The 13,190-nt window shown below is 59.1% G+C and carries 13 protein-coding genes; 7 read left to right on the top strand and 6 right to left on the bottom strand.

Annotated elements, in window-relative coordinates; all coding sequences use genetic code 11:
- Positions 1-10: 10 nt before the first annotated feature.
- Positions 11-268 carry a hypothetical protein gene (locus C440_RS18090; RefSeq protein WP_241432043.1) on the bottom strand — a complete coding sequence of 86 codons (258 nt, stop codon included), beginning with the start codon at positions 266-268 and terminating at the stop codon, positions 11-13.
- On the opposite strand from C440_RS18090, the gene C440_RS12070 reads away from it, so the two are divergent.
- Both C440_RS12070 and C440_RS12065 read left to right on the top strand, forming a co-directional pair.
- On the top strand, positions 260-3,850 hold the full coding sequence (locus C440_RS12070; protein ID WP_241432042.1) for a BREX-1 system adenine-specific DNA-methyltransferase PglX: 3,591 nt from the start codon (positions 260-262) through the stop codon (positions 3,848-3,850). The genes C440_RS18090 and C440_RS12070 overlap by 9 nt on opposite strands.
- Before the next feature lie 61 nt (positions 3,851-3,911).
- Positions 3,912-4,271: a hypothetical protein gene (locus C440_RS12065; RefSeq protein ID WP_008320773.1), complete on the top strand. Its 360-nt coding sequence runs from the start codon at positions 3,912-3,914 to the stop codon at positions 4,269-4,271.
- Positions 4,272-4,316: 45 nt separating this feature from the next.
- Here C440_RS12065 and C440_RS12060 read toward each other — a convergent pair whose 3' ends face one another.
- Positions 4,317-4,847, bottom strand: a complete 531-nt coding sequence (locus C440_RS12060) for an SWIM zinc finger family protein (protein WP_008320772.1) — start codon at positions 4,845-4,847, stop codon at positions 4,317-4,319.
- Between the two features lie 171 nt (positions 4,848-5,018).
- On the opposite strand from C440_RS12060, the gene C440_RS12055 reads away from it, so the two are divergent.
- Both C440_RS12055 and C440_RS12040 read left to right on the top strand, forming a co-directional pair.
- A complete protein-coding gene (locus C440_RS12055) occupies positions 5,019-5,231 on the top strand; it encodes a hypothetical protein (RefSeq protein ID WP_008320771.1) in 213 nt (70 codons plus the stop codon).
- A 1,791-nt stretch (positions 5,232-7,022) separates the two neighbouring features.
- A complete protein-coding gene (locus tag C440_RS12040; RefSeq protein ID WP_241432041.1) occupies positions 7,023-7,880 on the top strand; it encodes a DUF7537 family lipoprotein in 858 nt (285 codons plus the stop codon).
- Positions 7,881-7,910: 30 nt separating this feature from the next.
- Here C440_RS12040 and C440_RS12035 read toward each other — a convergent pair whose 3' ends face one another.
- Complete coding sequence (locus C440_RS12035; RefSeq protein WP_008320768.1) at positions 7,911-8,534, bottom strand: class I SAM-dependent methyltransferase; 624 nt, start codon at positions 8,532-8,534, stop codon at positions 7,911-7,913.
- Between the two features lie 120 nt (positions 8,535-8,654).
- Entirely contained in the window at positions 8,655-9,266 is a 612-nt protein-coding gene (locus tag C440_RS12030; RefSeq protein WP_008320767.1) for a metal-dependent hydrolase, read from the bottom strand.
- A gap of 101 nt (positions 9,267-9,367) precedes the next feature.
- On the opposite strand from C440_RS12030, the gene C440_RS12025 reads away from it, so the two are divergent.
- Both C440_RS12025 and C440_RS12020 read left to right on the top strand, forming a co-directional pair.
- Positions 9,368-9,985 (top strand): hypothetical protein, encoded by a 618-nt coding sequence (locus C440_RS12025; protein WP_008320766.1) that lies wholly within the window; start codon positions 9,368-9,370, stop codon positions 9,983-9,985.
- Between the two features lie 42 nt (positions 9,986-10,027).
- On the top strand, positions 10,028-10,681 hold the full coding sequence (locus C440_RS12020; RefSeq protein ID WP_008320765.1) for a potassium channel family protein: 654 nt from the start codon (positions 10,028-10,030) through the stop codon (positions 10,679-10,681).
- Between the two features lie 266 nt (positions 10,682-10,947).
- Here the strand turns inward: C440_RS12020 and C440_RS12015 are convergent, their stop codons facing one another.
- Positions 10,948-11,787 (bottom strand): ABC transporter ATP-binding protein, encoded by an 840-nt coding sequence (locus tag C440_RS12015; RefSeq protein ID WP_083894019.1) that lies wholly within the window; start codon positions 11,785-11,787, stop codon positions 10,948-10,950.
- Positions 11,784-12,476, bottom strand: a complete 693-nt coding sequence (locus C440_RS12010; RefSeq protein WP_008320763.1) for an ABC transporter permease — start codon at positions 12,474-12,476, stop codon at positions 11,784-11,786. Before C440_RS12010 ends, C440_RS12015 begins: the two co-directional genes overlap by 4 nt.
- A 226-nt stretch (positions 12,477-12,702) precedes the next feature.
- Between C440_RS12010 and C440_RS12000 the strand changes: the two genes are divergently transcribed.
- Positions 12,703-13,179 carry a PIN domain-containing protein gene (locus C440_RS12000; RefSeq protein ID WP_049915815.1) on the top strand — a complete coding sequence of 159 codons (477 nt, stop codon included), beginning with the start codon at positions 12,703-12,705 and terminating at the stop codon, positions 13,177-13,179.
- The last annotated feature ends 11 nt before the right edge of the window (positions 13,180-13,190 follow it).

The raw sequence follows: 13,190 nt of genomic DNA, 5'->3' as shown, positions 1-13,190 counted from the left end.
CTCCGACTCATCATCTGTTCCCACCGAGTTCGTCGCCGACGCCTTCGAGACGACCGTCACCGACGACGAAACCGACCGCTTCATCCAGACGATTGATGACGCCGTCTCGAACCTCCGCGACCAGATAGACGACGACACCCTCGAAAGCATCCTCCGGGCCGACGCCGGCTCCTACCAGCTCAAGAGCGGAATGACCAAAGACGGCCTCCAACCCGAATCCTTCACGCAGGAAGCCGTCATCAATCCCCTGCTCGATGCGTTGGGGCACGAGTATTCGACCGAGGCCGGCGGACTCTCGGGCGGACAAACGCAGGTCGCGGACTACACCGTCTCTCTCCGCAACCACCCCGAAATTGACTCCACCCGACTCCTTATCGAAGCCGAACCCATCAACAAAGACCTCGATAGCCGCAAGCACGGCGTCGGGCAAGTGCGGGACTGGCTGAGTCAACGCGAGTTCGAGTCGGACTTCGGATTTGCTACTGACGGCCTCCGGTGGGTGTTCGTCCGATACGACCCGGACTCCTACACGCTCAACGTCATCGAGGAGGTCGACCTCCAGCCCGTCTTTCTCGCCCTCTTCGAGAATCAGGTCGGCAAACGCGACGACCCCACGGATGCGCTCTTCGATGCCGACCGCGACCGCGTCGTCCGACTCGTCCGTACCTTCGAGTACGAGAACTTCGTCTCCATTGCGGGTGACGCCCGCCGCGTCATCAAGGAGAAGAAGGAGGAAATCACCGACGAGTTCTACGACGACTACATACGGTACGTCTTCGGCATCGTCAGCGACGACGAAGAGACTGCCCGTTCACTCGTCGGTGACGGCGTCGTCGTTCCAGAGGAGGCGACCGAGGACAACGCCCGCCTCTTCGCGGTCGAACTGATGAATCGGCTCGTCTTCATCAAGTTCCTCGAAGACAAGGCCCTCGTCGAACCCGACCTCCTCAGTACACTCAAGGACACCTACGAGAACGGGATGTACGCCGGCTCGTTCTACGAGTCGTTCTGTCAACCCCTGTTCTACGACGTGATGAACAACAAGCCGGACGACCGTCCCGATGAGGTACAGAACATCGACCTCTTCGAGAACATTCCGTACCTCAACGGCGGCCTCTTCCGACCCACGATTAGCGGGGACGACTTCGAGGAGGGGGATTTCGACGTCCGGAACTCGGTGCTATTCTCCATCATCGACCTCTTGGAGCGATACAGCTTCTCAGCAGAAGGCGCACCAACCGACCTCGACCCGAGCGTTCTCGGCAACGTCTTCGAGAAGACAATCAACTACATTACCAGCGACAACGCGGACACCAACAAGGAACTCGGAGCGTACTACACGCCGAGCGAGATTACCCGGTTCTCCGCCGAAGAGACTGTCCGCCCCGCTCTGCTCGACCGCTTCCAGACGGTGCTTGTCGAAGAGTGCGACTGGCCGGAACACGAAGCCGAGCGGTTCGACTCGGTGTACGAACTCATCGAGGGGCTTCCCGGTCATATGGGTACTATCGGGCCGCTCTTGGACGAAGTGAACGAGTTTCGGGTGGTTGACCCCGCGTGTGGAAGTGGGCACTTCCTTACCAGCGTCCTCGAAGAGATAGTCAATATCCGGAAGGCCCTCTACGCGCAGAATGAGGCGTACCCCGACGAGTACCGGCTAAAGAAGACGACCGTCCTCAACAACATCTACGGGGTTGACCTGATGGGGCCGGCGGTGGAGATAGCCAAGCTTCGATGCTGGTTGTCGGTCATTTCGGAACTCGAAACGGAGAACGTTGATGACCTCGCGCAGGACGACGCGCTCGCCCTGCCCAATATTGCGTTCAACCTACGGGAGGGGAACAGTCTCATCGGGTACACGGGCTTCCCTGAGACGAACGGAGACGAGCAGTACCGGCTCGGGAGTTTCAGCGGGGACAGCGTCCGCGACCGCTATCAGGACATTATCGAGGAAATCGAGAAACACGAGAAGGCCATCGACAGCAAGATGGCGGAGAAACACCGACGTCGCGCTTTCGAGAAACTGCGGGACGCTCGTGAGGAGCTGATAGACGACATTCACGCGGACTTCGTAGAGGCGGGAATAGAGGATATCACCCCTGAAGAAGTCGCCGAGATGAGTCCCTTCAATTGGGTTCTCGAATTTGCTGAAGTGTATTCTGACGGTGGTTTCGATGTCCTCATCGGAAACCCGCCGTGGGACGTACTCACCGTTAGTCGAGACGACTTCTTCTCACGGTACGATGAACGGTTTCGCACCCTGACGCCAAACCAGAAAGACGAGCGAATCTCGGAATTACTCAAAGATGATGCGATAGAGGAAGCGTGGAAAGAATACCAGACTCAGATGGAGAGACAGCAGGATTACTTCACAGACGGAACTACCTTCGAGATGCAATCTCCGACTATTGCGGGGCAGACAAACACCAACGAGAACGACCTTTCTGCCTTGTTTTTGGAGAGAGTTTTCAGTATAACTCGTCCAGATGGATACGTAGCCCAAGTCCTACCCGGAAACATCTTCAATGGGTCTGCTACCAAAGACCTCCGAACACATCTGCTGGATAAAACCGAGATTCAGAGCCTAATCGAGTTTGAAAATAAGGGTATATTTGACGGAATCGACAACCGCTATCGGTTTGGTATATTGACGTTCAAGAACTCAGGCCGTACAGAATCTCTCCGGGGGATATTCCGACAACGGGATGTGTCTGTATTAGATAATTCCATAGAGAAAACAGTACAGATTCCCCGTCGAGTACTGGAATCTTATTCGCCGGAAGCACGTATCTTCCCCGCAGTCACCAGTCAACAAGAGGCAGATGTGCTTAATGAGATTCTTAAGCATCCTCCGGTTTCACAGGATAGAGATTCTGTCTGGAAAGCAGAGGCTCACCGTGAACTGATTCTTGCATATGATGACGAGTATTTAATCGAATCGGAAGAGCCAGCGGGCGACTATCCGGTATACGGAGGTGCACAATTCTACCAATTCTGTCATAATAACGCTGTTTTTGACGATATTGACAGTCCCAAGTTCTGGAGTGTTGGTGAAGATAATCCGGAGCAGAGCGCACAATATCGAGTTCGAGAAAAAGCGTTCAATAGTGGTACGTTGAAGCGGGCCATCTACGAGCAGTTTGGTGGAGAGGAAACCAGAAAGTCGCAGAAGGCGTTTGTAAACAACCTACTGGAAGAGAAGCGAGGGGAACCGTTATCGGCTTCTGACGTAAAATTAGATTGTGAGGAATACCGGATTGTATTCCGTGATATTGCCCGTTCATCGGATGAACGGACGATGATTGCGAGCGTTATCCCTCCCGAGATTGTCTGTTTGGATAGTGTCCGGACAGTCAAACCATACGAGATAGGTGTCAATGGCGAGGTTCTGGAAGATAGCCCTCTGCACTCGGCCTACAAACGTGAGTTCACCAACGAGGAACTGTTTGTCTTCGTCGGATTGTTGAACAGTATCCCATTCGACTTCCTTATCCGCACTAAGGTCAATACTCACATCCCGAAATACAAGTTTGAGGAATCACAGACACCTCGACTTACTGAGGGGGACGAGTGGTTCGACTACCTCTGGAAGCGAGCTGCTCGGCTCAACTGCTACGGGGAGGAGTTCGAGGAGATGCGTGACCGACTGGGTGGCATCGAGCCGGCGACGACGATGGAGGAACGCCGCGAGATACAGGCCGAACTTGACGCCGCCGCGTTCCACGCCTACGGTCTTGACCGCGAGCAAACGGCGTTCGTACTTGACGACTTCCACCGCGTCCAGAATCCCCGCTTGATGGACGAGGACTACTTCGAGACGGTGTTAGAGAAGTACGACGACCTCGCATAATCCGAGGGTTGGGGTGTTCCCGTCCCACGGTTTTTAGTGTCAATCAAACATATATGCGACTATGGCCGCGCCCTCCCTAACCGACGGCATACGTCGCACCTTCGAGGAGTTTGCCATCCCGTCAGTCGTCCTCCTCAGTATTGTCGTTGTCCTCAAGAGTACCCACGGCCCCCAAGAAGCCGGATTCGCGTATTTGGCGCTTTCTGCACTCCCGCTTCTCGGAGTCTACGCATCCGCCAAATATTGGAACTCGCGGTACGCGCTCGGTTTTGTCGTGGTGGGCTTCGTCTTTTGGGCTGGACTTCCGGGCGTCGGTCAGTACCTCGTTCCCTCTGCCTTCGTACAAGCCAGCCAGATTTTCGAACTCCTGTTCCTCCTCGGCGTCGGTGGGATGCTCAAGAGCAAGGTGGACTGGCTCTAACCGCAACTGAACAGAGAAGAGGGATTGAGAGACGGTACTGGCGAATTACTCGGGGAGTTCCCGATTCCCGTCTCTTACGCAGGGCCAGCAGGGGAAGTCGTCGGAGAGTTCCGCACAGTCACACTCGTCGTGTTCCTCCGCATCGAGGGGTTTGGACTCCCCGCCGATTCGCTTGGTCGTTGCCCCGCCGTCTGCGCGGAGCTTGTCCGCAACCGTCGATGCGTTTGACCGCTCGGGATTCCCGCTCGGCGTTGGGAAGTTCACGGCGGCTTCGAGGACGACCGGGCCGCCGACCGTGGCGAGCGCGACTTTGTGCTTACAGTCGTACTCCTCGTTGTACTTGTCTGCCGGACACTCACACTCCGCCGGAACGAGGACGCCGTCGCGGTCTTCGACGCCGACGAGATACGAGTGGTCGGCCTTCTCGAAGCCGTAGGAGGCGTTGGTGACGCGAACCAGATGCGGGGCTTCGACCGCGAACTCCCACGATTCCCACGAGACGCGCTTCGACGTCTTCGCGCCGAAATTCAGTTCGGTGACGATGCTCTTTTTTGCCGTTGAGTCGTTAGCTGACATTGCTTCGTGGCTCCACGAAGCGCGGTCGGTGTTCCAGCACCGGCCATTTCTGCGACGGCGATACCGCGCTTCGTACTCAGTAGTCTATCGGCCACTCTTTTAAAGGTTCCCAAATACTACAACGTTGTAAAGGATAGGAACTACTAACCCCTCGCACGCAGGAGACACTATATGGTCTTTCGCCGCGCCCTGATGACGAAACGAGAGCGCGAACTCATCAAGGGAGACGACGACGCCGACGACGACCTCCGGTATCAGGCAGTCTCCCGAGTTCGTCGGAAGATAGAGGACGAATTGACGACCGACGCGGGGATACTACGGGAGCATCACCCGGAGCTGTACGACGAATTACAGGACGCCGTCTGTTCCGAGAAACCCGAATAGTTCGACAATCGACGTACCAACTGCGGTGTTCTCGAAGGTGAGTCTCCTACTGTGTATCTCCTATGCCACCTACTATAGGAGACATACTGTGGGTGAACTACTGAGTGTTCTACTGTTGTAGTGTACTGGTCTATTACAACCCCTCGATGCGGTTAGTCACAAGTAGTTAGACGGGAAGTGGTGGGACACCTACTGTATATACATAGTAGGAGGCCCCCGTTCCCCGCCGGCAGACAACCACCCGCCGAACCCCGACCACCGATACCCCACCCATTTCCCACCAGACGCCACAGCAAGCTCGCTACGGGATTCTTTTTTCGACCGAAGGGGAATCATCATCTCGAAGGACAAACGCCCCGAGAAAGCGCGAGAGAAGCCGCACGAATAATCGGCGTAAGATTGACACAACCACCACAGAATCAACGACAATTGTCGAAGTAAAACCCCCGGTTAGAACATTCATCCGGACACCGCGCGCGAGTGTTAGTAAGTCGCGCCGAGAATTTTCCCGTCTGAGGTCAGGTAAATAGGGTTGCCGACGCCGTCGATTTCGGGAGGTTCAGAATCCCGGAAAACGGGGCGTATGGGCGGTCGTTCATCGGCGTTAACTTAGAGAAGTAAAGCGTCCCTCGATGAAGTCGGACACTCGTCCGAACAACGATTAGATGAACGGGATTTGCGCGGTAATCCAGCGGAGGAGTGGTTCATAGACCCACGGCCCGACGAACAGAACCGAACCGACGACGACCAATCCAATCATAAATCGGCTTCTGTCGTTCATATCCCACTCGTCCACTTCTCCGTTAGCAAGATACAACCCGGCAAAGCAGATGAAACCAAGAGCCGAGCTGAGAACCCGTAGGTCGGTAAATGCTCGAACGAGGTGGGGCAGAAGGATAGAGGAGAGAAACGAACCCCCGAGAGCGATGACGATTAACGCGACCGCCACAGCTGATTTCCCCCGAAAGAGTTCTCCGATACGGGCGTATGTCTCTCCGGTATCGTAGTATTGGGAAACGACGATAGCAACTAAAAATGACACTAAGACGATTCCGACTGCTTTCCGGATATTGAGGAAAGCCCAATCGACCAGACCCTCAAGTATACTGGCGATTACCCCGCTACATCACAAGAAATTGACGAACCCCTCGATGCGGTGGGCCGCTCAAGACGACCACCATTATCACGCATCCTTAGGCAAGAGTCGGGTTTCGCTCATTAGCCCGAAGTACACTTATAAACGAGCGCGGAGTACGAACGGGAAAGTGAGGGACGTGATGGGGATTCGAGGCGGAAGCCGTGTAGCGTTTCCGGGTGATATTGGTACGACACGCCGGGGAGTACCCGTTAACTATATAAAAGTAGGTGTAGTGTTTTCTGACATAGAGAGTCAGAAGTGGGCGAAAGCCGGCAAAGGTAGCCTCTTTCCGCCGCTGAAAGCGGCGGGGTAAAGCGCGTCCTTGGTAAGGACGAGACCCCGGGTTCAAATCCCGGCCTAGGCTTTTCTTACGGAACAAAGTGTAATTTGTAGATATCAAACATCGCGTCTCGGGCTGTTCCTGCTTGGATTTTGGCAGTTCACCATTATGCACCCGACAGCGGTGATTCTTCTCGTGAGCACGTTCGTCATTCGCGGTGAGAGTACACACTCAACCCCGCAGGTACGTGTTGAGTCCGCTGGGACTAGGTGGAGTGAGCGCCACCATCGGTTCCACCCCTGATGCTGGTGCCGCAAATCATTTGCCCATCTGTTAGAAATTTTACTTTATGGGCTATCGCTGGTCGATCCTTGTGGCGCTTAGTATCGTTCTCCTCGCCGGTTGTTCTGGCGTTGGTCTCGGTCCCGGTTCGCCGTCGGTTGACACGCCGACACCGGCAAACACGTCTACGCCGACCGCGACGCCAGCCACAACGTCGGCGACACCGACCGAAGGACGGCAACAGTTTCCTCCGGGACTGGCCGCCGACGGAGTCGAAGAGCCGTTTACGGCGTTGGACGCCCACGCGAGTGCGCTCCGAGAGAAATCGTACACGGTGCATGAGGTCCGGGAAATTCGGTATGCGAACGGAACGCTCTACACCCGCGACTCGTCGGCCACTCGCGTCTCATCGACTCCGGGTCGGTATCTGTATCGTTCGACGGTGAACGGAACTGCACCGCAGTTCCTCGACGGAACCAACGGCACGCTCGTCCACTACTCCAACGGGTCCGCCGTGTTCCGGAAGACGGAAATCGACGAAAACGCGTCGTACGGCATCGTTACGGGTCCCGGTAAGGAACCGGTATCGCCGACAGCGGTCGAGCACGGTACGCCGCTCAACGACGAGCGAATCGCGGTCCTCTTCGGAGCGCTCTCGAACGCGTCTGTCACCCAGCAGGACGACTTTTTCGCCCGCGTTACGGCGACATCGCTCAGTGGTGAGTCCGTGGATATCGACGGAAATCAGGTGTCTAACGTCACTGCCGTCAGCTTCACCGCGACGGTTGGCTCGGACGGACAGGTTCGGGAGTACCGGCTCACGCTTCGCGGAACGCTGAACGGTCACGAAGTCAACGCGACCGAACACGTCACGTACACTGACGTCGACTCGACCACCGTCGAACCGCCGGCGTGGTACGATAACGCGGCGAGTAATTCGACCGCCTGAGTGGTTCGAACTGTGGATACGATGGGATAGTCAACGAACCCTATCACCATCGTACCGCGCCAACACGAACGGGTACTGACTCCCCAACCTGTCGTCAACGACGAACGTGTCGAGGACGGTGAATCCGCTCTGAGTCAGCAGTTCGTTCGTCTCTTCGATGCTCGGGAAACTCCACTGCATCTCGATGCCGCTGTCGAGCCAATCCGGGTTCGAACCCTCCCACGCCTCGTCGCCCACGGTCGAAAGCAGGTAGCCGCCGGGTCGAAGGACCCGGGCGAACTCTTCGAACACTCGTTCGTGTTCCTCGACGGGGACGTGAATAATCGAATAGAAGGCGCACACTGCGTCGAACGCGGAGGATTCGACTGGCAGGTGCGTCATATCTCCCTGTACCAACGCCGCGTCGGTGACGTGGTCGCGGGCGAGTCGCAACTGCTCGCGCGAGAAATCGACGCCCACCACGTCGAAATCGGAGCTGAGAGTGTCCGTAACCGGAGTTCCTTGTCCGCACCCCGCGTCGAGGACGCGCATCCCCGAATCGAGGTGCGCCGTCAACGCAGTCAGTACCGACGCTGGTTCACCGCTTCGGTTGGCGAGGTAGTCGTCGGCGAGACCGTCGTAGCCGTCTCTGACGGCTCGTCGTTGCTCACTCATCTGTCACAACCATCTGGTTCGCCCACGCCGACCGGTATATGTCTTCTTCTGGAGGCGTCGCTCGGCGAGAGGACGGCTGGTCTCACAATCGGGGAACCGAGATGGCGGCGGCAGAGCGACTTACCGGAAGTCCTGAATGAAGCGCTCTGGCACGTAGTCGATAACGTGGTCGGGCATCGCTCCGACGGCTTTCTCGGCGAACGTGACCATCGGCTTTCGAAGCAGTGCGTAGACGCCCGAGACGGTGACTGCGCCGATGACGAGCAGTTCGGCGAGACCGTCGAAGGCGACGACGGGCGGGACGGCGAACGCAAGCGCCAGCGCGAGGTCTTCGGGTGCGCCGTCGTAGCGAATCAGTCGCTTCGGAGCGAGCCAACGGCCGTTCCAGTGGTCGTAGACGGCACGCTCGGAGGTGCCAAGCCACGGCTTGAGTTCGAGGCCGCCACCGAGCACGTCCGAGGCGGAGTGTAAGGCGGCCCCGGCGAGAAAGAGCGCGACCGCAAGGCTCGTCGTCGTCGGATTCACCGCGGCGATGACGCTCGCGGGAACGGCAAGTGCACTGAAATACACGGGGAAGTGGAGCGTTTTCCGGTGCCCTGCGTACAGGTCGAAGTCGGGGAACAGGCCGCCCAGTGCGGCCGCGAGAACCGGGAGCATCCCGGCCTCGGGGACCAACGCCCACACGGCGGTGCCGAGAACGACACCCGCGAGGGCGTGAGTGGTGGCCATCATCGGTGGGGCGTATGCAACCAGGAGGAAAAACGGTGTCGGTGGTCGTGCTATCTACTGACACACCAGTATTTACGCCGTTGACGGCGTAGCTCGTGATATCTATGTGGTCACGGCGTGTCGAGCGAGTCGCGGGTCGGGCGATACAACTCGTTATCTGTCTCATCTTCTTCGTGGGTGTGTACACCCGTAACCTGAGTGTCGTCGTCAACAGCGTCGGCGCGCTCGGTGCCACCTTTCTCCCTGCGATACTCCGCCGTGACTGGCAGATTCGGCTCGATCCGTTTCTCGGTCTCTGGCTGGCGGTGGCGGTCCTGCTTCACGCTATCGGTATGCTTGGCCCGTACACCTACATCGACTGGTGGGACCACGTCACCCACACGCTTTCGGCGACCGTCGTCGCCGCCGTCGGCTACACGACGGCGCGGGCGATCGACGAGTACTCCGAGGCCGTTCATTTCTCCGACCGATTCATGTTCGTCTACATCCTTCTGTTTACGCTCGCGGCCGGCGTCTTCTGGGAAGTACTGGAGTTCGGCGCACGACTCGCGGCCGACGCGGTCGGCATGGAGACCGTCCTCGTCCAGTACGGCCCCGAGGATACGATTATCGACCTCGTCTTCGACAGCGTCGGCGCGGTCCTCGTCGCACTGTTTGGAACCCCGGCACTGACGGGGACGATCGAGTCGCTAACCGACCGTCTCGAACAGACGCGAACCTGACCGGGGACTATCTTTTAGCCACCTGGTGTGCATAGTAATACCATGAAATTCCTTATCGTGGGATACGGCCGTGTCGGCTCGCGGACTGGACGCGTGCTTCGAGAGGAGGGACACGACGTAACCATCGTCGATAACGACGAAAAGAAGGTTGACCGCGCTCTCGACGAGGGTTTCGACGCGGTTCTCGGCGACGGTGGGACCGAAAGCGTCCTGAAAGAAGCGGGCGTCGAAGCCGCCGACGCCATCGGCGGACTCACCGGTGACCCGAACATCAACTTCGCGGCGTGTATGCTCGGCACGGAGTTCGGCTGTCGGACGGTTATGCGAATCAGCGAAGACTACCGACAGGAGATTTACGAGCGCTACGCCGACGGCGTGGACGAAATCGTCTACCCCGAACGCCTCGGCGCGGCCGGAGCGAAGACGGCTCTTCTTGGCGGCGACTTCAACGCCATCGGCGACTTGACGGACCAACTCAGCCTCACAACTGTTACGATTCCCGACGGCGCACCCGTCATCGGCGAGCACGTCGCCAACATCGACCTCGGCAAAGACGGTCGAGTGTACGCCCACGGACGACAACACGAACCGATGACGATTCCGCTCCCGGGAACGGTTGTCGAACCCGGCGACCAGTTGGCGCTCATCGCGGAACGAAACGCGCTCGAACAGGTTCGCTCGAAACTCCTCGGCTGACGAGAAGCGAAACGCTCACGATGTGGTCCGTCTTTAAAAACGGCGCCTTGGTGGCGACGCCGCCGTCGTACCGGGGGAACCAGAACGACGATGGTGGTGGTGTGTGCCGGGCGCGCGGGTGGGAGGATGGGAACTGAGGCCGAAACTGCGCGCCCTACACTGGGGTAGGCATCTCGAACCTTAAATCTGTGTCAGACGGCAGGCGCACACGGGTTATGTGCCGTATCCGGTGTTTTACCTCCCGGTAAGATGTGGGTCTTTCTGCCTCAATAAACGAGTTTGCCGTCAACGAATCGTCGGACTCGGTCGTCCGTCGGCGAATCGAACACCCGGTCTGTCGGGCCTGATTCGATGCACGCTCCGTCCAATAAAACAGCTGTTCGGTCGGACACGCGCCGCGCCTGTTGCATGTCGTGGGTCGCCAGCGCGACGGCGATACCGCGCGCTCGCGCCGCTCGCATGGCCGACTCGATGGCGGCGGTATTTCGTGGGTCGAGGTTCGACGTCGGTTCGTCGAGGAGCAACACGTCGGGGTCGGGTGCGAGCGCCCGCGCGATGGCGACGCGTTGTGCCTCACCGGCGGACAGCGACGCGGCGTCGCGGTCTATCTTATCCCCCAGACCGACCGTCTGCAACGCCTCGATGACGGTCTCTGACGGGCCGTTCTGACCGAGGGCCCTCCCGACTGCGTCGCGGACTCTCGTCCCCCACGAGCGCCGCACTCGCAGTCCGTACGAGACGTTCGCTTCGACCGTCGCCGAAAATAGACTCCGACTCTGAAACGCCATGCCGACCCGTCGCCTGACGGCCAGCCGTCGCGCTTCGGAGAGTTCCCAAACGTCGTCACCATCGACTTCGACGGTTCCGTCTGTCGGCGGTTCGAACAGTGCGAGCAGTCGAAAGAGCGTCGTCTTTCCCGTGCCGGACGGCCCGACGACGGCGAGAACCTCACCGGGTTCGACAGCAAGTGAGATGTCTTCGAGGACGGCCCCGTCTTCGAAGCCGTGGCTGAGGTTGCGAGCGGCCAACCGGATGCCTGTTTGGTTCCCGCCTGGGACTGGGCGTTCTGACCCGCTGTCATCCCACGTCCCCCCGCGCGCTGTCATCGCGCCCGTCCTCCCGGAGTTCGGTCGCGGAATCGCGCACCGAGCGCGTTGACCGCCAACACGAGGGTTAGTAGAATCGCTCCGAGCGCGATACCGGTCTCGACGTTTCCTCGCCGCGCTTCGACCGTGATAGCGGTCGTGAGCGTCCGCGTGAACGACGTGCTGTCCGAAAAGACGATGTTGCCGCCGACGATGAGCACGGAGCCGACTTCGCTTATCGCACGGCCGTAGGCGGCCAACAGCGCCGTGACGATTCCGTAGCGAGCCTCACGGACGACGAGCAACGCGACGTCGGTCGAAGTCCCGCCTGCGGCGAACGCGGCGTCTCTGCGGTCTTGCGGGACCGACTGGACCGCCGATAGCGAGATGCTGACGAGGACGGGAAGCGCGAGAATCGTCTGCGAGATAATCATGGCCTCGGGCGTAAACAGGAGGTCGAACGAGCCGAGCGGCCCCGACTGCGAGAGTGCGAGCAGGACGACGAGACCGACGACGACGCTCGGAAACCCCATCCCCGTCGAGATGACCGAGGTGACGGCGGACTTCCCGTAAAAGTCGTTGAAGCCGACGGCGAGCGAAATCGGCAGGCCGACGGCGGCGCTGAGAACGACAGCTACGGTACTCACGTAGAGCGAGACGAGGGTGGTGCTGGCGAGGTAGGTGAGACTCAGGTCGCCGAGACCGAACACGCCATGTGGTGGGGGACGACCGGACTAAAAGTTCTCGGGGACGGCGCGGCCGAACGCCACCGACTCCGACGGCACTCTCGAATCCCCGGTAGCTGGTGCGCCGGATTCATACTCACCGAACACCTCGTGACGGACATGACTTGGGAGTCGCTTTTCGCTCGCGCAGACGACTATGAGACGTCGGAATCGGAGATTACTGAAGCGCTCCGTGCTCGGCGAGGCGACGATGCCTGAGACCGACCCGTCGCCGACGCGGGTCGTCGCCGATGCCGACGTCCTCGCGGCCGACCTTCTCATCGACGGGCCGTCGAGAGCCGCGCTCGACCACCTCAGGAGTCACTCGTGGACGACGCTCGTCGCCAGCGAGACACTGCTCGACGAGGCTGAAGCGGTCATTGCGACGCTCGCGGACGCGACACTCGCCGCAGACTGGCGGGCGAAAATCGAACAGCTAGTCGAATCCGTCGAGCATCCCGACGGCGACCAACCGGCGCTTGCGGCCGCCTACCGCGGCGGCGCGATGCATCTACTCACGTTCGACGAGCGGCTTCGTACAGCCGAAGCGGGCGCGGCGCTCAGCGGCCGCTTCCCGGTCAGCATTCGTCATCCGAAGGCGTTTGCGACGCTCTTTACGCCCGAAAGTCTCTACGCCGCCGTTGCGGACGATTCGTATCCGGGTCCTGACCGCGACCCGCGGGCATAGCCGCGTCGGCG

The organism is Haloferax mucosum ATCC BAA-1512, assembly GCF_000337815.1.
GTDB classification, from domain to species: Archaea; Halobacteriota; Halobacteria; order Halobacteriales; family Haloferacaceae; genus Haloferax; species Haloferax mucosum.
This window is presented reverse-complemented; position numbering and strand designations above follow the sequence as displayed.